Source organism: Bacillus sp. CCNWLW194 (assembly GCF_037120585.1).
GTDB lineage: Bacteria > Bacillota > Bacilli > Bacillales > Bacillaceae_G > Bacillus_A > Bacillus_A basilensis.
Genome location: NZ_JBBBBL010000003.1, coordinates 205,317 through 228,077, shown reverse-complemented (window position 1 = coordinate 228,077; position 22,761 = coordinate 205,317). Strand labels below are relative to the sequence as shown.

The following is a 22,761-nucleotide window of genomic DNA, read 5'->3' as shown; positions in this document are numbered from 1 at the left end:
GTAAATTATGACAATCAAACGCAAGAAAGTTTCAGTCATCGGTGCAGGATTTACAGGAGCAACAACAGCATTCTTATTAGCACAAAAAGAACTTGCAGATGTTGTATTAGTGGACATTCCACAACTGGAAAATCCAACAAAAGGGAAAGCGTTAGATATGTTAGAAGCGAGCCCAGTACAAGGTTTTGATGCTAACATTATTGGAACATCTGACTACGAAGATACTGCTGATTCTGACGTTGTCGTTATTACAGCAGGTATTGCACGTAAGCCTGGTATGAGCCGTGATGACTTAGTAGCAACAAACTCTAAAATTATGAAAAGTATTACGCGCGACATTGCAAAACATTCACCAAATGCGATTATTGTTGTATTAACAAATCCAGTTGATGCAATGACATATTCTGTATTTAAAGAAGCAGGATTCCCGAAAGAGCGTGTTATTGGCCAATCGGGCGTATTAGATACAGCTCGTTTCCGTACATTCATCGCGCAAGAATTAAATCTTTCTGTGAAAGACATTACAGGATTTGTTCTTGGAGGACACGGTGACGATATGGTACCTCTTGTACGTTATTCTTATGCAGGTGGCATTCCGTTAGAAACGTTAATTCCGAAAGAGCGTTTAGAAGCAATCGTAGAACGTACCCGTAAAGGTGGCGGCGAGATTGTAGGCTTATTAGGAAACGGTAGTGCATATTACGCACCAGCTGCTTCTTTAGTTGAAATGACAGAAGCAATCTTAAAAGATCAACGCCGTGTATTACCGGCTATTGCGTACCTTGAAGGTGAATATGGTTATAGTGACCTTTACTTAGGGGTACCAGTAATTCTAGGTGGTAACGGAATTGAAAAAATTATTGAATTAGAACTTCTTGCAGATGAAAAAGAAGCGTTAGATCGCTCTGTAGAATCTGTACGTAATGTTATGAAGGTTCTTGTTTAATAATTAAATATAAGCGGAAAAAGATTCGGGGTCCCGAATCTTTTTCTACTATTTATTGAAATGTTTTTTTGAAATAATATGAAAACGCTATCATTTGTAATATCCTATAATGAAACTATAGATTTATACTATACATTGCCCTCATCATAGTAAATTTCGGATAAGGTATCGCTTTTAGTAGGATAATAAGGTGAAAAAATCGGAGGGGGTTGTAACATGTTAAAGAAAAAAGTTCAAATTGGTCGTAAAATGGATGAAATTACAGTAGGAGAGAAATTATCTATCACTGAAAAAATTGAGGATAAAGATTTGTTATTGTACTTAGGGTTAACGAATGATGCCAATCCATTATATATTCAGCATGATTACGCATCCCAAACTCCGTATGAAAAGCCGATTGTACCAAGCATTATGCTAACTGGAATGATTACAACGGCAGTTACGAAATATTTACCAGGTCCAGGTAGTCATATTACGAGAAAGGACCTTACATTCGTGAAGCATGTTCACCATTATGAAACGTTACAAATCCACTTTGAAGTTGTGGCTGTTTCTGAGGAGGAACATACAATTGATATGCTTGTATCTGCTCATGACGAAAAAGGGAATACTGTTGTGAAAGGCTCATTAACGGTAACGCCACCTTATAAATCAGTCTCTATTATGGAAAAAGCATTAGATAATTTTTAAAACATGAAAATATGAATAGCGCTAGCGTACCTTTTATAAGGGTGCTAGCGCTATTTTTAGTTGAAGAATCCCTCTTTGAACCCTTCAGCGAAATCTGAACAACCTGTTTTAATCGTATCCCAGCTTGGTACGTTAAAAGTAAGGAAACATGTTACTACTAAAGTTAAAATAGGTAGTAATATTCGCATAATAGCCCCCTGTATAATATTTATTTATATATTAAAATTAATAATATATTCATTGGTAATTGAAGTCAATTAAAGGGGTGGTTTTTTAAGATGAGGTGGAAAAGAGAAAAAGTTATCTTTGATACGATAAGAGAAGCTGAAGTGTGGGCAGACGGGGTCGCAAATGAAATGTATGAAAGAGTATTTAATGGATATGAAACGCTAGACTATAAAATTGCATATGCTCTCACGTTTTTTTAAGCGCAAAATCGAGAATTTAATATCCATACGAGTGTTGAGTTTAATAACGATATAAAAGTGCATAAAGTATGGGTCACAACAAGTTAATTGCGCAATCCGAATTCGTGAATAGACAATTATATTGAGAGGGACCTTGTTTTCTAGTATGATGAGAATAACGGGGAAAATACTAGGATGAAGAAGGTTTCAAGTCTATAACTTGGAGGAAAAGAATGAACAATCGTATTTTAGTAGTTGATGATGAGGAGTTTATCTTAACTTTAATCGAATTTAATTTACAACAAGCTGGTTTTGAAGTAATAACAGCGATGGATGGTGAGATGGCGCTTCAAAAAGCGACAACAGAACGTCCAGATTTAATTATATTAGATTTAATGCTTCCGAAAATGGATGGTATGGAAGTGTGTAAAGAATTACGATTGCAGCGTATTATGACGCCGATTTTAATGTTAACAGCAAAAGATGATGAGTTTGATAAGGTGCTAGGTCTTGAACTTGGGGCAGATGATTATATGACGAAGCCATTTAGCCCAAGGGAAGTTGTCGCTCGTGTGAAGGCGATTTTGCGTCGTACGAAATTACAACAAGAAGAGCAAGTTGCAGAAACGTCAGATGAAGAGAGCATCATGATTGCTGAACTTAAAATTTTACCAGAGTTTTATGAGGCATATTTCCAAGGAAGAAAGCTTGAATTAACACCAAAAGAATTTGAATTACTTGTTTATCTTGCGAAAAATAAAAGTCGCGTGTTGACACGTGATCAATTATTAAGTGCTGTATGGAATTATGATTTTGCTGGTGATACACGAATTGTTGACGTTCATATTAGCCATTTGCGCGATAAAATTGAACAAAATACGAAAAAACCGACGTACATTAAAACGATACGTGGTTTAGGATATAAATTAGAGGAGCCAAAAGGGGATGAATAAATTTCGTTCCAGGCTTCTTTTTACATTTGTTTCTCTTATTGTGTTTATTTTAGTCGGACTCGGTTTATTGCTAGAAACCGTGTTTGAAAACTACTATATAGATCATGCCAAAGAGAGAATGGTAAAAGAGACAGAGTATGTTGCGGTATTAGCAGAAGAACAAGGTTTTGATGATGTTTTAAAAAATCCATATGTATTTGAAAAGTTAGAAGAAAAAATACAGGCTTCTATTGCATTTGTAGATGAAAAAAAGAAAGTTCAATATAGCGGGGGAGAACAGTCTGCGTTTAGCCAAGGAATAATTAAAGAACTTTCCTCTGAAACAACAAAGCAAAGAAATAAAGTCATTACGAAAGAAACAGATCAGAATAACGAATTTTACCATGCGGTATTCGTTCAAGATATAGCAGGGAAACAAGGGTACATTTTGGTAAAAAGTACAATTGAGCCTTTGAAAGCTGTTCATCAAAAAACGTGGGGATTATTAATTATCGGATTTGTTATCGCTTGTCTCGTAGTTGTATTTTTAGGTATGAAAATTACAGGGCAATATATTAGGCCAATTGAATCTGTTACGAAAGTTGCTATTGAATTAGCGAAAGGGAATTATAAAGCGCGCGCTTATGAAAGTCATTCGGATGAAACGGGAATGTTAAGTAAAGCGATTAATATTTTAGCCCGTAATTTACAAGAGATGACACTTGAGCAAGAAATGCAACAAGATCGTCTGCATACGTTAATTGAAAATATGGGAAGTGGAATGATTTTAATTGATAGCCGCGGTTATATAAACCTTGTAAACCGTTCGTATAAGGAGACCTTCCATGTAACAGATGAAGAATATTTAGATCGATTATATTATGAGTCGTTTCATCACCCGGAAATTATAGAGCTTGTAGAAGAAATCTTTATGACAGAAGTGAAAGTGCGTAAACAAATGTTATTGCCACTTGGAATTGAGCGAAAGCATTTCGAGGTATATGGGGCACCGATTATCGGGACGAACCATGAATGGAAAGGGATTGTCCTTGTATTCCATGACATTACTGAGCTGAAAAAGTTAGAACAAATGAGAAAAGACTTTTTAGCGAATGTTTCTCATGAACTAAAAACGCCGATTACTTCTATTAAAGGTTTTTCAGAAACACTCTTAGACGGTGCTATGGATAATAAAAAATTCTGCGAACATTTCTTGCACATTATTTTAAAAGAAAGTGAACGTATGCAAGGATTAATTGAAGATTTATTAGATTTATCAAAGATTGAGCAACAAGGATTTAAATTAAGTATGGGGACCGTTGATATGAAGGGACTTCTTGAAGACATTCATATGGTGCTTGATAATAAAGCAGGAGAAAAAGAAATCTCCTTACAAGTAAATACGATAAAACGTGTCTCTGTCATTGGAGATCCGAGTCGTTTGCAGCAAATCTTTATTAATTTAATGAATAACGCAATCGTATATACGCCGGCTGGAGGCGTTGTTTCTGTAGAATTAGCAGAAGATAAATATAATGCTTATATAAAAGTATCGGATACTGGAATTGGTATTAGTAAAGATGAAATTCCGCGTATTTTTGAACGCTTTTACCGAGTGGATAAAGCGAGAAGTAGAAATACTGGTGGTACAGGCCTTGGATTATCAATTGTAAAGCATTTAGTAGAGGCACATCACGGTACAATTACAGTGGATAGTGAAGTTGGGGAAGGGACAACATTTACAGTTGTTTTACCAAAATCAGCAACTGAAAAATAGGATGAAGGATGTTTACAATATATTAACAATGGCTTAATTAAATATTAATAAAGCTCTGTTAATATAATACATGAAAACCCCTTCATCCAAGGAGTAATTTTGGACGAGAATAGTTACGCTGTTCTCGTCACTTCCCTTTTATGTTAGTAAACGTTTGTATATATAATAGAAAATAGCCGTTATTTTTCTTCTCTCTATTAGTCATGTTAATATAGAGAGAGGAAAGGAACGGTTTTTTTCTGTGAAAAAAATCATTTCAAATTTGTATGGGGAGGTTTCTGATTTGGAAAAAAAAGTCGTATTAGTAGATGGTAATAATATCGCGTATCGTGCTTTCTTTGCACTACCGCTTTTAAATAACGACAAAGGTATACATACGAACGCAATTTACGGTTTTACAATGATGTTAATGAGAATATTAGAGGAAGAAAAACCGACGCATATGTTAGTAGCGTTTGATGCGGGTAAAACGACATTCCGTCATAAAACATATAGTGAGTATAAAGGAGGGCGTCAAAAGACTCCGCCTGAATTATCAGAACAATTCCCGTTTATTCGTGAGATGCTTGATGCATTCAACGTACCGCGTTATGAATTAGAAAATTATGAAGCGGATGACATTATGGGAACGCTAGCAAAAGAAGCGAGTGAACAAGGAGCAAGTGTAAAAGTTATTTCAGGAGATAAAGATTTACTGCAACTTGTTTCTGATAACACGCTTGTATGTATTCCTCGAAAAGGGATTACGGAAGTAGATGAATATACGAAAGAAGCTTTATTTGAGAAATACAGCTTATCACCAAAGCAAATTATCGATATGAAAGGTTTAATGGGAGACCAATCAGATAATATTCCAGGTGTACCAGGAGTTGGTGAAAAAACTGCGATTAAATTGTTAACACAGTTTGGAACGGTTGAAGAAGTGTATGAAAATCTAGATCAAGTAAGCGGGAAGAAATTAAAAGAGAAACTGGAAGCGAATAAGGATCAAGCTCTTATGAGTAAAGATCTTGCTACTATTATTATAGATGCACCGATTACTGTGCATGTAGATGATATGGAATATAAAGGGTATGAACCGAGCGATGTCATTCCAATGTTCGAGAATTTAGGATTTACATCTCTTTTAAATAAATTAGGTGTTACGCCAGAAGAAACGGCTCCAGCTGAATTAGATGATATTACATTTGATATTGTGGAAGAAGTTACAGAAGAAATGCTTCAGCAAGATAGTGCGCTTATTGTTGAAGTACAAGAAGATAACTATCATAAAGCAGACATTCAAGGTTTTGGTATTCAAAATGAAAATGGTTGCTACTTTATTCAGACAGACATTGCTCTTAAGTCAGACGCATTTAAAGACTGGCTTGCAGATGGAGAGATGAGAAAGCATACATTTGATGCGAAGCGTGCAATCGTTGCACTGAAATGGAACGGTATAGATATACAAGGGATTGATTTTGATCTATTAATCGCTGCTTATTTACTTGACCCGGCTGACACAGATAAAGATTTCCGTACTGTAGCGAAAATGAAAGAAACGCATGCTGTGAAATCGGATGAAGAAGTTTACGGAAAAGGCGCGAAGCGTGCTGTTCCAGAGCTAGAGGTAGTAGCGGAGCATGTAGCTCGTAAAGTGCATGTATTATATGATGTAAAGCAAACATTCATTGAAGAGTTAGAAAAGAATGAGCAATATGACCTGTTTACAGAGTTAGAATTACCACTTGCGCGTGTATTAGCTGATATGGAAGTAAAAGGTGTAAAAGTTGATACGGAACGTCTTCGTAGTATGGGAGAAGAACTTGCAGGTAGATTAAAGGAAATGGAACAGGAAATTTATAAGCTTGCGGGAACAGAATTTAATATTAATTCACCGAAGCAGCTTGGTGTTATTCTGTTTGAGAACTTAAACTTACCAGTTATTAAAAAGACGAAAACAGGTTATTCTACGTCAGCTGATGTACTAGACAAGCTTATGGATCACCATGAAATTATTCCAAACATTTTACATTATCGTCAATTAGGGAAACTAAACTCAACTTATATTGAAGGTTTATTAAAAGTTGTACATGAAGATTCATCTAAAATCCATACTCGTTTCAATCAAGTATTAACGCAAACAGGTCGATTAAGTTCAACGGATCCAAACTTGCAAAATATCCCGATTCGATTAGAAGAAGGAAGAAAGATTCGTCAGGCATTCGTTCCATCAGAAGAAGGATGGATTATGTATGCGGCAGATTATTCACAAATCGAACTTCGTGTATTAGCTCATATTGCAAACGATAAAGGGCTAGTTGAAGCTTTCCAAAATGACATGGATATTCATACGAAAACAGCTATGGATGTATTTGGCGTTGAAAAAGATGAAGTAACTTCAAATATGAGACGACAAGCGAAAGCTGTTAACTTCGGAATTGTATATGGTATTAGTGATTATGGTCTTTCACAAAACTTAGGAATTACAAGAAAAGCAGCAGCGGAATTTATTGAGAAGTATTTAGAAAGTTTCCCTGGTGTACAAGAATACATGAATGACATCGTAAAAGATGCGAAGCAAAAAGGATATGTGGCTACATTATTAAATCGCCGCCGTTACATTCCGGAAATTACGAGTCGTAATTTCAATTTACGTAGCTTTGCTGAGCGTACAGCTATGAATACACCAATTCAAGGTACTGCAGCAGATATTATTAAAAAAGCGATGATTATTATGGCAGATCGTTTAGAAGAAGAAGGATTACAAGCGCGTCTTCTTCTGCAAGTACACGATGAATTGATATTTGAAGCACCAAAAGAAGAAATTGAAAAATTAGAGAAGCTTGTACCAGAAGTGATGGAGCATGCAATTGAACTTGCAGTTCCGCTGAAAGTTGATTATTCGTACGGTCCAACTTGGTACGACGCAAAATAAGGAAGTGATGAAATGCCTGAATTACCAGAGGTTGAAAACGTCAGACGGACACTTGAAAATCTTGTAACAGGAAAAACGATTGAAGATGTTATTGTTACCTATCCGAAAATAGTAAAACGACCGGATGATGCAGAAATCTTTAAAGAAATGCTAAGAGGCGAGAAGATTGAAAATATAAAGCGAAGAGGAAAGTTTTTGCTTTTATATGTAACGAATTATGTTATTGTTTCACATTTGCGTATGGAAGGTAAGTTTTTACTGCATCAAGAGGATGAGCCAATTGATAAGCATACGCACGTCCGTTTCTTATTTACAGATGGAACTGAATTACATTATAAAGATGTGAGAAAGTTTGGTACGATGCATCTCTTTAAGAAAGGTGAAGAGTTGAATCAAATGCCTCTCGCTGACTTAGGTCCGGAGCCATTTGATGCTGAATTGACACCGCAATATTTACAAGAAAGATTGCAAAAGACAAATCGCAAAATAAAAGTTGTATTATTAGACCAGCGTCTTTTAGTGGGGCTTGGAAATATATATGTAGATGAAGTTCTATTCCGTTCTCAAATTCACCCAGAACGAGAAGCGTCGTCTTTAACAGCAGAAGAAATCGAACGAATTTACGAGGCGACTGTTACAACGCTAGGCGAAGCGGTAAAGCGAGGCGGAAGTACAATTCGAACATATATCAACTCACAAGGGCAAATTGGCTCATTCCAAGAACTTCTAAATGTATATGGAAAAAAAGGAGAACCGTGTGTGACTTGCGGTACGATATTAGAAAAAACAGTTGTTGGCGGAAGAGGAACGCATTACTGCCCAATTTGTCAGCCGAGAATATAGAAAAGAGATAACATCGGATAGGCATTTGTCATATACATACAGCAGAGCTATGTATAAGGGAGGAGCTTACCGATGTACCTTTATTTATCTCTTATTTTATTAGCTTTTACATTAAGCTTAGATAGCTGTAGTGTAGGGCTAACATATGGTTTAAGAAGTGTAAGAATTCCACTAAGGTCAATTATAATTATCGGAATGTGTTCAGCGGCTGTTATGCTTGTTTCAATGGGGATTGGACATATGATCGCGAAAATATTTTCACCTGTTATCGCAACGCGTATCGGTGGGCTTGTTCTTATTGGAATAGGAATTTGGGTATTATATCAATTTTTTCGAAGTGAGAAAAAAGAAGAGCTGAAGCAAGAGGAGAAGGTCTGGAAATTAGAGATTGCCTCGCTTGGGTTAGTGATTCAAATTTTACGGAAACCGACTGTAGCAGATTTCGATAAATCAGGCACCATTTCTGCAGGAGAAGCATTGCTTCTTGGTATTGCTCTATCTGTAGATTCGTTCGGTGCTGGAATTGGTGCATCTTTATTAGGGTATGCACCGGCTATGATGGCGATATTAGTTGCAGTGATGAGTTCTTTGTTTTTATTTATTGGAATGAAACTTGGAACAGTTTTATCAAATATGAAATGGTTACAAAAATTTACATTCCTGCCTGGGGTATTACTCATTATTATTGGAATTTGGAAAATGTAAGTATGGGCGTGGAACATTAGTTTCGCGCCTTTTATATTGTGAGGAGGATTATGATGACAGTAGTAATTGGATTAACGGGAGGCATTGCAAGTGGAAAAAGTACAGTGTCTCAAATGTTTCGTGAACTGAGTATACCAGTTATTGATGCAGATATTATTGCGCGAGAAGTTGTAGAACAAGGAAAACCTGCATATAACAAAATTGTAGAGGCATTTGGAACGGAAGTGTTACAAGAAGATGGAGAATTAGATCGTCCAAAACTAGGAAGTGTCGTTTTCTATAATGAAGAAAAACGATTGCAGTTAAATAAAATTGTTCATCCTGCAGTGCGTGAGGAAATGAATAGGCAAAAAGAAATGTACATAAAAGAAGGTATGCAAGCGGTTGTGTTAGATATTCCTCTCTTATTTGAAAGCAAATTAACAAGTCTCGTTGACCGCGTTTTAGTTGTAGCAGTTAAGCCACAAACGCAATTAGAACGTTTAATGAAGCGAAATAATTTTTCAGAAGAAGAAGCAACAGCTCGCATTCAATCTCAAATGCCATTAGAAGAAAAGGTGAAGAATGCAGATGAAGTGATAAATAATGATGGCACAATTATGGGAACGAAAACACAATTGCAGGTTATTTTAAAGAATTGGAACATTATTGACTAAAAAATTGTGAAATTAATGAAAATGCTTAGTGACATATCCCCTTTTTGTGTTATACTATTATTGGGATTGGAGATAAATAGTATAACGCATTCAAGGGGGATAACATATTATGACTCGTGTGGCAATTAATGGATTTGGACGTATTGGGAGAATGGTATTTCGTCAGGCAATAAAAGAAAGCGCATTCGAAATTGTAGCAATCAATGCAAGCTATCCATCTGAAACGTTAGCACATTTAATTAAATATGATACAGTTCACGGTAAGTTTGACGGAACAGTAGAAGCATTTGAAGATCACTTATTAGTTGATGGGAAAATGATTCGCCTTTTAAACAACCGCGATCCAAAGGAATTGCCTTGGACAGATTTAGGTGTTGAAGTTGTAATTGAAGCAACTGGTAAATTTAATTCAAAAGAAAAAGCAATTCTTCATGTTGAAGCTGGAGCGAAAAAAGTTATTTTAACAGCGCCTGGTAAAAATGAAGATGTAACAATTGTAGTTGGTGTGAACGAAGACCAATTAGATATTACAAAACATACCGTTATTTCAAATGCATCTTGTACAACAAACTGTTTAGCACCTGTTGTGAAGGTGTTAGATGAGCAGTTTGGAATTGAAAACGGTTTAATGACGACTGTTCACGCTTATACAAATGATCAAAAAAATATTGATAACCCACATAAAGATTTAAGAAGAGCACGTGCTTGCGGACAATCAATCATTCCGACAACGACAGGTGCTGCGAAAGCGCTAGCAAAGGTTCTTCCACATTTAAACGGAAAACTGCATGGTATGGCACTTCGTGTACCAACACCAAACGTGTCTCTTGTTGACTTAGTAGTAGATGTAAAACGTGATGTGACAGTTGAAGCTATTAACGATGCATTCAAAACTGTTGCAAACGGTGCGTTAAAAGGCATTGTAGAATTCAGTGAAGAGCCTTTAGTATCTATTGACTTTAATACAAATACACACTCAGCTATTATTGATGGTTTATCTACAATGGTAATGGGTGATCGTAAAGTAAAAGTACTTGCTTGGTATGATAACGAGTGGGGCTACTCTCGTCGTGTTGTAGATCTTGTAACGTTAGTTGTTGACGAATTAGCGAAACAAAAAAATGTGCAACATATTTAAGTGAATAAGGGAGAGGGCAAGTGAATATTGCCCTCTCTTTTTTTAATTTTTTCTGAAAAGGAAAAAAATTATATGAGTATATTTTGGAAAGTGGACATACCACGAAGCGTTGTTATTACTGTATTTGTGAATCATTTCTTTTTTTTAGGGAAAAGTAAAGAGGAAAATATGACAGAAAATCGAAAAAACTGTTGTTGCAAAATGAAAATAAACAAAGTATACTAACACTCGTAAACTTAAGAGCTGAGGTACGTAGTCACTACTTAAAGGGTTAGGACCTCTCTGGACTAACTTTCCCCCGTGGTAGTGGAGCAAGCCAAATTGCAAATTAGTTTTCAATTCGAACAGTTAGAATAAATTTACAAGGGGGAACTGTAGAATGGATACTATGGATACGATGGGTCGTCACGTAATCGCTGAACTTTGGGATTGCGATTTCGACAAGCTTAATGACATGCCGTATATTGAACAATTATTTGTGGATGCAGCACTAAGAGCTGGTGCTGAAGTGCGTGAGGTTGCTTTCCATAAATTTGCACCACAAGGTGTAAGTGGAGTAGTAATTATCTCGGAATCACATTTAACAATTCATAGCTTTCCGGAGCACGGTTACGCAAGTATTGATGTTTATACTTGTGGGGATCGTATTGATCCAAATGTTGCTGCAGAATATATTGCAGAAGGTTTAAACGCGAAAACGCGTGAGAGCATCGAGCTTCCTCGAGGCACTGGTAGCTTCGAAATTAAGCAGAGAGAAACAAAAGCTCTTTAAAAAAGAACATAATTGATTTAAAATGTAAAGAGGTGTATAATGCACCTCTTTTTTAGTTTATAAAAAAGGAAAAATATAACGTACTTGTTAGTTAGATAAACTGAGCTCTTACGAATAAGTTAGCACCCTATCTACCATCTTATTTTTGAAAACGGGATGATAAAATAATGCGCTTAAACTTAAAGTGGTAAGAGAGTTAGAATGAGTTATATAATATTGTATATATATTGTCAGATGAAGTAAGTTGAGAAAAAATAAAGAGTATAGTGTAAAGGAGTGAATATATTGCGTTGTCCATCCTGTTCTCATAATGGTACAAGAGTGTTAGATTCGCGTCCGGTAGACGAGGGGCGCTCTATTCGAAGAAGGAGAGAGTGTGAAAGTTGTTTAAGCCGCTTTACGACATTCGAAAGAGTAGAAGAGTCACCTCTTATCGTTGTAAAAAAAGAAGGCACACGAGAAGAGTTTAATAAAGAAAAGATTTTACGTGGCTTAATTAAAGCGTGCGAAAAAAGACCAGTATCTTTAAGGCAATTAGAAGAAGTAACTCAAAGTGTGGAACGTGAACTTCGTAATTTAGGTATATCAGAAGTGAAAAGTGATATGATTGGCGAAATTGTTATGGAAGAACTGCGTGATATTGATGATGTTGCTTACGTACGTTTTGCATCTGTATATCGCCAATTTAAAGATTTAAATGTATTTATTGAAGAATTAAAAGATATACTGCAAAAAGAAAGAGAGTAGAATCTGTATTGTATTCTCTTTACATACCGTAAGTAATGAGATAAGAGAGCTAGAAGCGAAAGCTAATAGCTCTTTTTCGCTAAGAAATTATATAATGAAGATAGAACGAATGAAGTAGAGGATAGATTGGATGAGAGAAAGGAAAAGCAAGAATGGAAAAACAGTCATGGATGGAGCTATTGCCAATTGATCGTTATAAAGTAAGTGCGAAAGGGTTACTGCATAATTACGACCGAAAAGTGTTAACGATGTTGTATCAGCCGTTAATAGGTAGTAGAGCGTTTAGCTTGTACATGACGCTATGGGGAGAGTTAGAGCAAGATCGTGTGTTTGGAAAAGAGAATACGCATCATTCCCTTATGGTGATCATGCAAATGCAGCTTCCCGAAATATATGAGGAACGGGTAAAGTTAGAGGCAATTGGGCTTTTGAAAGTATATATTAAGAAAGAAAAAGATATTCGAATGTTTATATACGAGCTGCAACCACCTTTATCGCCGAAACAGTTTTTTGATGATATTGTTTTAAGTATCTTTTTATACAATCGATTGAGTCGGACAAAATATAATCAAGTAAAGCAATATTTCTTAGAAGAAGAATTTGATTTTGTATCTTATGAAAATGTTACACGTTCTTTCAATGATGTGTTTGGTTCGTTTAATCCAGGTCAGCTTGAGCATGCGCAAGAAGATCTTCGTATTCCAAAAACGACAGCTATGCCAAGTAACGAGAAGGGGGACGCTCCGAAAGTTTGGAATGACTTCTTTGATTTCTCCTTATTTGTAGATGGCTTGTCCGCTCTTGTTCCTAAAAAGGCGATTACAGATCAAGTGCGGGAATGCGTCATTACGCTTGCTTACGTATACGGTGTAGATGTGTTATCGATGCAAAATATCGTTCTTGGTGCGGTGACAGAGATGCAGACAATTGATATTGAAAGGCTTAGAAAAGGAGCACGTGATTGGTATCAGTTCGAAAACGGTCAAGCATTACCTGTATTAAGTGAAAGAGTACAGCCTCACGCTGCACGTATGATGAAAGAGAAAGAGCCTTCTACGCAAGAAGAGATGTTAATAAAACAGTTAGAGGAAATCTCACCAAAACAACTATTGAAAGAGATTTCTGGTGGTGCAGAGGCGACGAAGGCTGACTTGCAAATCGTTGAAGATGTAATGATTAATCAAAAGTTAACGCCAGGTGTTGTGAATGTACTTATTTATTACGTTATGCTACGCTCAGATATGAAACTTGCGAAAACGTATGTGGAGAAGATTGCAGGGCATTGGGCACGCAAAAAGGTTGGTACAGTAGCTGAAGCAATGGCGTTAGCGAAAGAAGAAAACCGTCAATATCAAGAATGGGCTGAGACGAAGAAGAAAGGCCGTACGTCGAAGAAAACGGTCCGAAAAGAAATGGTACCAGATTGGCTGAAAGAAGAGCCGGAAGAACAAGAGAAAGAAACAGAAACAGTGAAGAAAGATGTAAGTAAGAAAAAAGATGCAAATACGTTAGATGATGAACGAAAACGACTAGAAGAAGTGTTGAAAAAATATAAGCGTGATTAATAGAAGAGAATGAACGCTCTTTGAGGTGAGAAAATGGAGCATATTCAAAATTCATTTGCAAAGTTAATGGAAAATGAAAATTTTAAAAATAGATATGAAGTATTAAAGGCGGAAGTAATGGCACATCCGCGTGTGAAAGAATTTATAGACGAACATAAAGGTGAAGTAACAACTTCTATGATTGAGCGCAGTCTTGTAAAATTATACGAATATATTGGACAAAGTGTAGGTTGCGCAGATTGTCCAGATCTAGGTTCGTGTAAAAACATGCTGCAAGGATATGAGCCAAAGCTTGTTATTCAAGGGAAGATGATTGATATTCAATACGATCGTTGCGTTAGAAAAGTAGCATATGACGAGAGAAAGAAATATGAAAAACTCGTTCAAAGTGTATATATGCCAACTGACATTTTACAGGCAACGATGGAAAACTTAGATCCGTCTGATTTAGATGCGCGTATTGATGCAATCGGTGCAGCCAATGAATTTTTAAGTACATATGAACCTGGTAAAAAAGTACAAGGTTTATATTTGTACGGTAAATTTGGTGTAGGGAAAACGTATTTATTAGGAGCAATTGCGAATGAGCTTGCTCGAAAGAAAATTAGTTCGATGCTCGTATATTTCCCTGAATTTCTACGTGAAATTAAAAGTTCGATTCAAGATAATTCGATTGGGGAAAAGATTGATGCAGTGAAACGCGTACAAGTTTTAATGTTAGATGATATTGGAGCGGAAGCGATGTCAAGCTTTGTGCGTGATGATGTGCTTGGTGCAATTTTGCAATTCCGTATGTTAGAAAACTTACCGACGTTCTTTACGTCTAACTTTGATTTCAAGGAATTGGAACATCATTTAACGTATACACAGCGTGGTGAAGCAGAACAAATGAAAGCAGCGCGTATTATGGAACGAATTAAATATTTAGCGAAGCCAATTACAATTGGCGGGAAAAACCGACGTCATAAGTAAAGAGTAAGCTGAAAAGCTTGCTCTTTTTTCGTTTTGAACACTTTTTAGACTAGATGAATTGTAAAACGAAAAGTTCTTATGGAAAATTCATTGTAGCTTGTATCATTTTTTTCTCCCTCCCTTAATATATATAAAATTAGCAAGCCATATCGAGTGGATTTTCTAACGATAGGAAATGTAATTCTACTAAGAGTGAACTTCCACAGGTCGGACTCTTATAGGATTTGTAACGTATAGATACAATCCTTTAGAGCGGGGATAAAAGGGGGGACAAGAGTGATTGAAATTTGCTTCGAAGAAAAAAATGATGCTATGCATGTATACAGACAACTACTGAAAAGAGCGGAACTGTTATATAAGGAAACGAGTGTGTATTTACAGGAACAAAAGATTGTAATTCACATACCGGTAGGTGAATCGAATTATATTGAAAAGATTTTATTGCCAGTAATGGTGTATTTCATTGTGAATGTAAAGCAAAATGAGTGGATTTATACAATTTTAAAAGAAAAGTTTTTTTATGAAGAACAAGAAGAGTGTCATCAAATATTGCATATGGCACAAGAGATTTTAAAGGGAAGAAGAAAAGGGATTGCTCGTGAATTAACACGTCACACATTTGAATCATATATTAAGTCTTCTTTAAATAATTGGCTTTGTGATCCGCTCTCATTCTCGTTTTCATCATATGTTCGTTTTCGTCTTCGTACATATAGGGAAATGGTAGCTAAGCTTGCTGAAGTGGCGATTGATGAGTATAAGTTGGAGCAAGAATATCAAATGTTTATTGAGACGCTCCGGCAACAAGTACGTAGCCGGAAATCACGTTTGTCCTGTGTGCATCTTATTTTTGATGAAAGTTTTATTTTCTATGATGATAAAGGTAGACGTTTAAAACAGGAGAAATTGGTCCAATATATAGATGAGGAATTATTGAAGCAAAAGGATGTATATATTGATACGAAAGTAATTGCACCACTTCTTTCTATTTCGCCAAAAAAAATTTATTTATATACGAAAGAACAAGATCATAATATGATTATTACTTTGCGAAATGTATTTCAAGAACGGGTCCAATTACATGGCTTACATGAGTTTGAGCGCAATGTGAAAAATTTAAAAAATAAAGGTAACGCCCTTGATTTTCTAAGTTTTTGAGCATATAATTACCTACATAAATGAAATATATTGAAATGTTATGATGAGGACATGAGTAGTTTTCTACGATTTTCAGAGAGGGAAGCCTTAGGGTGTGAGCTTCCTAGTACGGGATTATTACTTACCACCTCTAAACTTTAGCAGTGAACGGTTTTTCTAGTAATTGCTAACGGACAACACCGTTATGTTGAACTTGAGCAATTAACAATAAGGTTAATTGGAACAAGGGTGGAACCACGAATTCAACACTCGTCCCTTTTTACGGGATGAGTGTTTTTTATTTTGAGAAAAAGAGGAGTGACCAGTGATGGCAGATGTAGTTAAAATTACTTTCCCTGATGGAGCTGTGAAGGAGTTTCCAAAAGGCGTAACAACTGAAGAAATCGCAGCTTCTATTAGCCCAGGCTTAAAGAAAAAAGCTGTGGCTGGAAAATTAAACGATGAGATGATCGATCTTGTTACACCAATCGAAGAAGATGGTGCAGTTTCTATTATTACATTAGATTCTGAAGATGGCTTATACATTTTACGCCATTCAACAGCCCACCTTTTAGCACAAGCGTTAAAACGTTTATATAAAGATGTTAAGCTTGAGCTTGGCATTGGCCCAGTAATCGAAAACGGCTTCTACTACGATATTGATATGGAAGAAGCAATTACAGTTGAAGACTTCAAGAAAATCGAAAAAGAAATGCAAAAAATTGTGAACGAGAACTTAGAAATCGTTCGCCATGAAGTACCACGTGCAGAAGCACTTCGTCGCTTTGAAGAAATCGGCGATGAGTTAAAATTAGATTTAATTAACGATCTTCCAGAAGATGCGATTATTTCAATCTATGAGCAAGGCGAATTCTTCGACCTTTGCCGTGGTGTTCACCTTCCATCTACAGGGAAAATTAAAGTATTTAAATTATTAAGCGTTGCGGGTGCTTACTGGCGCGGTGATAGCAATAATAAAATGCTACAACGTATTTACGGTACTGCATTCGTTAAGAAAGCAGAATTAGATGAGCACTTACGTATGCTTGAAGAAGCAAAAGAGCGCGATCACCGTAAATTAGGTAAAGAATTAAAACTATTTACTAATAGCCAAAAAGTAGGACAAGGTTTACCACTTTGGTTACCAAAGGGTGCAACAATCCGCCGCATTATCGAGCGTTACATCGTTGATAAAGAAGCGAGCTTAGGCTATGATCACGTATACACTCCAGTATTAGGAAGCAGAGAGCTTTATGAAACTTCTGGTCACTGGAATCACTACCGTGATGGTATGTTCCCATCAATGGAAATGGATAATGAAGAGTTAGTTCTTCGTCCAATGAACTGCCCTCACCACATGATGGTTTATAAAAACGATATTCACAGCTACCGTGAATTACCAATCCGTATTGCGGAACTTGGAACAATGCACCGCTATGAAATGTCAGGTGCGTTATCTGGATTACAACGTGTACGCGGAATGACTTTAAACGATGCGCACATTTTCGTACGCCCAGATCAAATTAAAGAAGAGTTAAAACGTGTTGTAAACTTAACGCTAGAAGTGTACAAAGATTTCGGTTTAGAGAACTACTCATTCCGTCTATCTTATCGCGACCCAGCAGATACTAAAAAGTACTATGCTGATGATGAGATGTGGGAAAAAGCACAAGGTATGTTAAAAGAAGCTATGGATGAAATGGGTCTTGATTACTACGAAGCTGAAGGTGAAGCGGCATTCTACGGTCCAAAACTTGATGTTCAAGTTCGTACTGCTCTTGGAAAAGACGAAACACTTTCAACTGTACAATTAGACTTCTTACTTCCAGAACGCTTTGAACTATCTTACGTTGGTGAAGACGGTAAACAACACCGTCCAGTTGTAATTCACCGTGGTGTTGTATCAACTATGGAACGTTTCGTAGCCTTCTTAATTGAAGAATACAAAGGTGCATTCCCAACTTGGTTAGCTCCAGTTCAAGCACAAGTAATTCCAGTTTCTCCGCAAGTACATTTAGACTATGCGAAGAAAGTACAAGATGAATTACGCCGTGCTGGTATCCGTGTTGAATTAGATACTCGTGAAGAGAAAATTGGTTACAAAATCCGTGAAGCACAAATGCAAAAAATTCCGTACATGCTTGTAGTAGGTGACAATGAAGTAACTGAAAACGGCGTAAACGTACGTAAATATGGTGAACAAAAATCAGAAACAATCGCATTAGATGCTTTTGTTGATATGATTAAAGTAGAAGGTAAACGATAAGAAAGAGCCGCGGTATACCGCGGCTTTTCTATGTAATATAAGCTAGATGAATTGGAAAAAATAACTATGTAACACTTATCATAAAAAAGTATTGCAAGTATGTTAGTTGTTTGTTACAATATTTCTTGTTGTTAGTAAAACACATCGCGTCTTCTTGACAGACGTTATGTCCTATGATAAACTCATCAAGGATAATAGAATATTGTTTTGTGGAACAAGTAGAAGCACCCGCTTCTCACCTGATGGACGCATTCGCAGTTAACAGGTAATGTATTTCTTACTTAAGATTTTACAAGTGTGGGTGTCGTATGCCCGCACTTTTTTTGTCGGGTTCTATGACTACAAAATATGTTCTGAAAAAACCTTGGAGGTGGCTTACTATTAGCAAGGATATGATGATTAACGAGCAAATTCGTGCACGTGAAGTACGTTTAGTTGGCGCAAATGGCGATCAACTTGGAATCAAGTCTCGTAATGACGCTTTAGACTTAGCTGCAAATCTTAATCTTGATTTAGTATTAGTTGCTCCAAATGCGAAACCGCCAGTATGCCGCATTATGGACTACGGTAAATTCCGCTTTGAGCAACAGAAAAAAGAAAAAGAGCAGCGCAAAAATCAAAAAGTAATTAGCATGAAAGAAGTTCGTTTAAGTCCAACAATTGATGAACACGACTTTAACACAAAACTTCGTAATGCTATCAAGTTTTTAGAGAAAGGCGACAAGGTTAAAGCGTCAATTCGCTTTAAAGGACGTGCCATTACTCATAAAGAAATCGGTCAACGTGTTTTAGATCGCTTCTCAGAAGCTTGTGCTGAAGTTAGTACAGTTGAATCTAAGCCTAAAATGGAAGGACGCAGTATGTTCTTAGTTTTAGCACCGAAAAACGATAAGTAATAGATAGAGGAGGAAATACCTATGCCTAAACAAAAAACTCATCGCGGCGCTGCAAAGCGTTTCAAAAAGACTGGATCAGGTAAACTGAAACGTTCTCACGCTTACACAAGCCATTTATTCGCTAACAAATCTACAAAAGCTAAACGTAAACTACGTAAAGCTGGTGTAGTAAGCGCTGGTGACTTCAAACGCATTCGTCAAATGCTTGACAACTTAAAATAAGTTCGGCTGATATATAGAACAATTAGGAGGTAATATTATGCCAAGAGTAAAAGGTGGTACAGTTACTCGTCAACGTCGTAAAAAAGTAATTAAATTAGCAAAAGGTTACTACGGTTCAAAAAATACATTATTCAAGGTTGCTAACCAACAGGTTATGAAATCTCTAATGTATGCATTCCGTGACCGCCGTCAAAAGAAACGTGACTTCCGTAAATTATGGATTACACGTATCAACGCAGCAGCTCGTATGAATGGTCTTTCTTACAGCCGCTTAATGCACGGTCTTAAAAATGCTGGCATCGAAGTTAACCGCAAGATGCTTGCTGACTTAGCTGTTCATGACGAAAAAGCTTTCGCTGAATTAGCAACAGTTGCAAAAAACAACATTAACTAATTAATTAGTTGAAACCTTAGAAGATTTTTCTTCTAAGGTTTTTTTATTTGTATGCAAAGAGAAGAAGTATGCTGTTATCGATATGACAAAAGGAATATAAAAGTAATAGCGATATAGAAGAATATACATATGAAGTCAGGAGAATCCTCCTGGCTTTTTTTTATTATACCCCTTTGGAAAGAAGAGTATCTTTCCTAGGTGAAACGACACTGCTATAATGGAAAGATGATATGGAACTTTCATCAGATAAAATAAATTTTTTATCAGTGGGCAATCCCGGGATAATTATTAACTATCACCAATCGGAGTGAACAATCTAATCGTGATGATTGAAACGTATTTGTAAATTAAGGACAAGCTATTTTGTAAAGAGGTAAATGGCTGACTTGTTAATAAGAAACGAAAAATAATAATGAACTTTGAGATGAAACAACATTGTTGCGTAAAATGCGATGTTGGAGGAGGACAATAGAATGGACTTACTACAACTATTTAAATTACAAAAAGAGTTAGATGACCGTATTGCGAAAGAACATGACTTACAACCGAAAAAGTTGTTAAAAGAAAAAATGTTAGCTCTTCTTGTAGAAATTGGAGAACTAGCAAACGAAACACGTTGTTTTAAATATTGGAGCAACAAACCAGCATCAGAACGTGAAGTAATATTAGAAGAATACGTAGATGGTTTGCATTTTATTTTATCAATTGGAATTGATTTAGGTATCGATAAAAACTTCCTATTCTATAAATGTGCACAAACGAATAAAACACAAGTAGAAATTTTCTTAGACACATATGCGAAGGTAATTCGTTTTACAGATCAACCATCTATTACGAACTATATTGAATTATTTACAAGCTATCTTCGACTTGGACAAGCGCTTGAGTTTGAACAAGAAGAGATTGAAAAGGCATATTTAGATAAAAACGAAGTAAATCATCAGCGTCAAACACAAGGATACTAATTTAATTTTTGAATATTTCAATTTCGTTTTGTATAATGAAGTGACTGAAGAAAAAGGAGGGTGTTGGCAATGACAAAATTAGACGCGACATTGACAATGCTAAAAGAATTAACAGATGCACGTGGTATTGCGGGTAACGAGCGTGAGCCACGCGAAGTAATGAAGAAATATATTGAGCCGTTTGCGGACGAACTTTCTACTGATAATTTAGGAAGTTTAGTTGCGAAAAAAGTAGGGGAAGAAAACGGCCCGAAAATTATGGTTGCTGGTCATTTAGATGAAGTTGGCTTTATGATTACGCAAATTGATGACAAAGGTTTCCTTCGTTTCCAAACTGTTGGTGGCTGGTGGTCACAAGTTATGCTTGCACAGCGCGTGACAATTGTAACGCGTAAAGGAGATGTAACAGGTGTAATTGGTTCAAAACCACCGCACATCTTACCTCCAGAAGCGCGTAAGAAGCCGGTTGAAATTAAAGACATGTTCATCGATATTGGTGCTTCTAGCCAAGAAGAAGCGATGGAGTGGGGCGTACGACCAGGAGATCAAGTTGTACCTTACTTTGAATTCCAAGTGATGAAGAATGAAAAAATGTTACTTGCAAAAGCATGGGATAACCGAATTGGTTGTGCAATCGCAATTGACGTATTAAAGCAATTAAAAGATGAAAAGCATCCAAACGTTGTATACGGCGTAGGGACTGTACAAGAAGAAGTCGGTCTTCGTGGTGCGAAAACATCTGCAAACTATATTAAACCAGATATCGCATTCGCAGTAGATGTTGGTATCGCTGGAGATACGCCAGGTGTAACGGCAAAAGAAGCGCAAAGTAAAATGGGTGATGGACCACAGATCATTTTATATGATGCTTCTGTTATTGGACATACAGGTTTACGTGACTTTGTAGTTGATGTTGCTGACGAATTACAAATTCCGTATCAATATGATTCAGTAGCTGGCGGAGGAACGGATGCAGGTGCAATTCATATTGCTGTAAATGGTATTCCGTCTATGGCAATTACGATTGCAACGCGCTACATTCATTCTCATGCGGCAATGTTGCACCGTGATGACTATGAAAATGCAGTGAAGTTAATTGTAGAAGTTATTAAACGTCTTGATAAAGAGGCTGTACATAACATTACATTTAATTAATAGAAAAAGCGAAGGAGATTTTCCTTCGCTTTTTTATGTTTTAAAAAGGTCTTTCTAATCCTGCAGCAGTATGAGCTCCTAAAATAATTAAACGAGTTAATTGCATAGCCATGAAATGCGGGGTATATATCATCCCTCTTTTTAGCCATGACATAATCATCCCGATATGAGCTCCTGTTACATAGCTAATCAAAATATCACGAGGAACCATAAGATCTTTATCATCTGGTTGTGAAATAGATAAGCTTAATGTTAAATGTACTTGTATCGTTTTCATCATTTTATAAGAGTAGTTTCCGGCAGCTTTATCTCCAAGCATAACATTATAGAAATTCACATTTTCTGCGATGTGTTCAAATAAAGCTAAAAAGGTCGGATGAGGTGAATCAAATGTTAGTTGAAAATCTTCTTTATTTCTATTCTTCGGTTTAATTACTTCTGTTAGCTTCTCTAACATTTCTTCAATGCTCTTGTCTAATAGGTCATATTTATCATGGTAATGGCTATAAAATGTAGCGCGGTTTACAGGAGCACGTTCGGCGATATGTTGAACAGTTACATTTTCAAAACCTTTTTCGCCTACTAAAGCGACAAAAGCATCCTGTATGAGTTGTCTCGTCCGCTTAACACGTGGATCATTTGTATTTTTAATAGACATT

At 36.4% G+C, this 22,761-nt stretch carries 22 protein-coding genes, 1 pseudogene and 2 other annotated features; of the genes and pseudogenes, 21 read left to right on the top strand and 2 right to left on the bottom strand.

Annotation, left to right across the window (positions count from 1 at the left end; translation table 11 throughout):
* The first annotated feature begins 7 nt into the window (after positions 1 to 7).
* A complete protein-coding gene (mdh, locus tag V7S50_RS07645; RefSeq protein ID WP_000153242.1) occupies positions 8 to 946 on the top strand; it encodes a malate dehydrogenase in 939 nt (312 codons plus the stop codon).
* A 216-nt stretch (positions 947 to 1,162) separates the two neighbouring features.
* Positions 1,163 to 1,636 carry a MaoC/PaaZ C-terminal domain-containing protein gene (locus V7S50_RS07640; RefSeq protein WP_063224726.1) on the top strand — a complete coding sequence of 158 codons (474 nt, stop codon included), beginning with the start codon at positions 1,163 to 1,165 and terminating at the stop codon, positions 1,634 to 1,636.
* Positions 1,637 to 1,692: 56 nt separating this feature from the next.
* Here the strand turns inward: V7S50_RS07640 and V7S50_RS07635 are convergent, their stop codons facing one another.
* Positions 1,693 to 1,824 (bottom strand): hypothetical protein, encoded by a 132-nt coding sequence (locus V7S50_RS07635; RefSeq protein ID WP_001993614.1) that lies wholly within the window; start codon positions 1,822 to 1,824, stop codon positions 1,693 to 1,695.
* A gap of 90 nt (positions 1,825 to 1,914) precedes the next feature.
* On the opposite strand from V7S50_RS07635, the pseudogene V7S50_RS07630 reads away from it, so the two are divergent.
* The 19 genes and pseudogenes from V7S50_RS07630 to V7S50_RS07540 all read left to right on the top strand — a co-directional run bounded on the left by V7S50_RS07630 (position 1,915) and on the right by V7S50_RS07540 (position 22,102).
* Positions 1,915 to 2,151, top strand: a pseudogene (locus V7S50_RS07630) (hypothetical protein).
* A 125-nt stretch (positions 2,152 to 2,276) separates the two neighbouring features.
* Complete coding sequence (gene phoP / locus V7S50_RS07625) at positions 2,277 to 2,996, top strand: two-component system response regulator PhoP (protein ID WP_060632494.1); 720 nt, start codon at positions 2,277 to 2,279, stop codon at positions 2,994 to 2,996.
* Positions 2,989 to 4,752: a sensory box histidine kinase PhoR gene (phoR, locus tag V7S50_RS07620; RefSeq protein WP_242252522.1), complete on the top strand. Its 1,764-nt coding sequence runs from the start codon at positions 2,989 to 2,991 to the stop codon at positions 4,750 to 4,752. The genes phoP and phoR overlap by 8 nt, the downstream gene beginning before the upstream one ends.
* A 283-nt stretch (positions 4,753 to 5,035) precedes the next feature.
* Complete coding sequence (gene polA, locus V7S50_RS07615; RefSeq protein ID WP_242252523.1) at positions 5,036 to 7,669, top strand: DNA polymerase I; 2,634 nt, start codon at positions 5,036 to 5,038, stop codon at positions 7,667 to 7,669.
* A gap of 12 nt (positions 7,670 to 7,681) precedes the next feature.
* The gene (mutM, locus tag V7S50_RS07610) at positions 7,682 to 8,512 is read left to right on the top strand and encodes a DNA-formamidopyrimidine glycosylase (protein ID WP_063224731.1); all 831 of its coding nucleotides are present in this window, start codon (positions 7,682 to 7,684) and stop codon (positions 8,510 to 8,512) included.
* A gap of 72 nt (positions 8,513 to 8,584) precedes the next feature.
* The gene (ytaF, locus tag V7S50_RS07605; protein WP_242252525.1) at positions 8,585 to 9,217 is read left to right on the top strand and encodes a sporulation membrane protein YtaF; all 633 of its coding nucleotides are present in this window, start codon (positions 8,585 to 8,587) and stop codon (positions 9,215 to 9,217) included.
* Between the two features lie 53 nt (positions 9,218 to 9,270).
* Positions 9,271 to 9,873 (top strand): dephospho-CoA kinase, encoded by a 603-nt coding sequence (coaE, locus tag V7S50_RS07600; protein ID WP_242252527.1) that lies wholly within the window; start codon positions 9,271 to 9,273, stop codon positions 9,871 to 9,873.
* 109 nt (positions 9,874 to 9,982) lie between these two features.
* Positions 9,983 to 11,011 carry a glyceraldehyde-3-phosphate dehydrogenase gene (locus V7S50_RS07595; protein WP_000198973.1) on the top strand — a complete coding sequence of 343 codons (1,029 nt, stop codon included), beginning with the start codon at positions 9,983 to 9,985 and terminating at the stop codon, positions 11,009 to 11,011.
* A 388-nt stretch (positions 11,012 to 11,399) separates the two neighbouring features.
* A complete protein-coding gene (gene speD / locus V7S50_RS07590; protein ID WP_002003660.1) occupies positions 11,400 to 11,783 on the top strand; it encodes an adenosylmethionine decarboxylase in 384 nt (127 codons plus the stop codon).
* A 285-nt stretch (positions 11,784 to 12,068) separates the two neighbouring features.
* Positions 12,069 to 12,530 (top strand): transcriptional regulator NrdR, encoded by a 462-nt coding sequence (gene nrdR, locus V7S50_RS07585; RefSeq protein ID WP_001203687.1) that lies wholly within the window; start codon positions 12,069 to 12,071, stop codon positions 12,528 to 12,530.
* 152 nt (positions 12,531 to 12,682) lie between these two features.
* Entirely contained in the window at positions 12,683 to 14,095 is a 1,413-nt protein-coding gene (locus tag V7S50_RS07580; RefSeq protein ID WP_242252528.1) for a replication initiation and membrane attachment family protein, read from the top strand.
* A gap of 33 nt (positions 14,096 to 14,128) precedes the next feature.
* Positions 14,129 to 15,067: a primosomal protein DnaI gene (gene dnaI, locus V7S50_RS07575; protein WP_098760125.1), complete on the top strand. Its 939-nt coding sequence runs from the start codon at positions 14,129 to 14,131 to the stop codon at positions 15,065 to 15,067.
* 276 nt (positions 15,068 to 15,343) lie between these two features.
* Complete coding sequence (gene ytxC / locus V7S50_RS07570) at positions 15,344 to 16,225, top strand: putative sporulation protein YtxC (protein WP_063224735.1); 882 nt, start codon at positions 15,344 to 15,346, stop codon at positions 16,223 to 16,225.
* 31 nt (positions 16,226 to 16,256) lie between these two features.
* Positions 16,257 to 16,485 (top strand) — a binding site (T-box leader).
* A gap of 47 nt (positions 16,486 to 16,532) precedes the next feature.
* The gene (gene thrS, locus V7S50_RS07565) at positions 16,533 to 18,470 is read left to right on the top strand and encodes a threonine--tRNA ligase (RefSeq protein WP_060632485.1); all 1,938 of its coding nucleotides are present in this window, start codon (positions 16,533 to 16,535) and stop codon (positions 18,468 to 18,470) included.
* A 210-nt stretch (positions 18,471 to 18,680) separates the two neighbouring features.
* Positions 18,681 to 18,800 (top strand) — a sequence feature (ribosomal protein L20 leader region).
* A gap of 62 nt (positions 18,801 to 18,862) precedes the next feature.
* Complete coding sequence (gene infC, locus V7S50_RS07560; RefSeq protein ID WP_000973215.1) at positions 18,863 to 19,366, top strand: translation initiation factor IF-3; 504 nt, start codon at positions 18,863 to 18,865, stop codon at positions 19,364 to 19,366.
* 21 nt (positions 19,367 to 19,387) lie between these two features.
* Positions 19,388 to 19,588: a 50S ribosomal protein L35 gene (rpmI, locus tag V7S50_RS07555; RefSeq protein WP_001125945.1), complete on the top strand. Its 201-nt coding sequence runs from the start codon at positions 19,388 to 19,390 to the stop codon at positions 19,586 to 19,588.
* Between the two features lie 37 nt (positions 19,589 to 19,625).
* Positions 19,626 to 19,982 (top strand): 50S ribosomal protein L20, encoded by a 357-nt coding sequence (rplT, locus tag V7S50_RS07550; protein WP_001138362.1) that lies wholly within the window; start codon positions 19,626 to 19,628, stop codon positions 19,980 to 19,982.
* 473 nt (positions 19,983 to 20,455) lie between these two features.
* Positions 20,456 to 20,947, top strand: coding sequence for a dUTP diphosphatase (locus V7S50_RS07545; RefSeq protein WP_000365050.1), 492 nt, complete (start codon positions 20,456 to 20,458; stop codon positions 20,945 to 20,947).
* A gap of 69 nt (positions 20,948 to 21,016) precedes the next feature.
* Positions 21,017 to 22,102, top strand: coding sequence for a M42 family metallopeptidase (locus V7S50_RS07540; protein WP_242252529.1), 1,086 nt, complete (start codon positions 21,017 to 21,019; stop codon positions 22,100 to 22,102).
* A 40-nt stretch (positions 22,103 to 22,142) separates the two neighbouring features.
* On the opposite strand, the gene V7S50_RS07535 is transcribed toward V7S50_RS07540, so the two are convergent.
* Positions 22,143 to 22,760 (bottom strand): TetR/AcrR family transcriptional regulator, encoded by a 618-nt coding sequence (locus tag V7S50_RS07535; protein ID WP_063224737.1) that lies wholly within the window; start codon positions 22,758 to 22,760, stop codon positions 22,143 to 22,145.
* Between the last annotated feature and the right edge of the window lies 1 nt (position 22,761).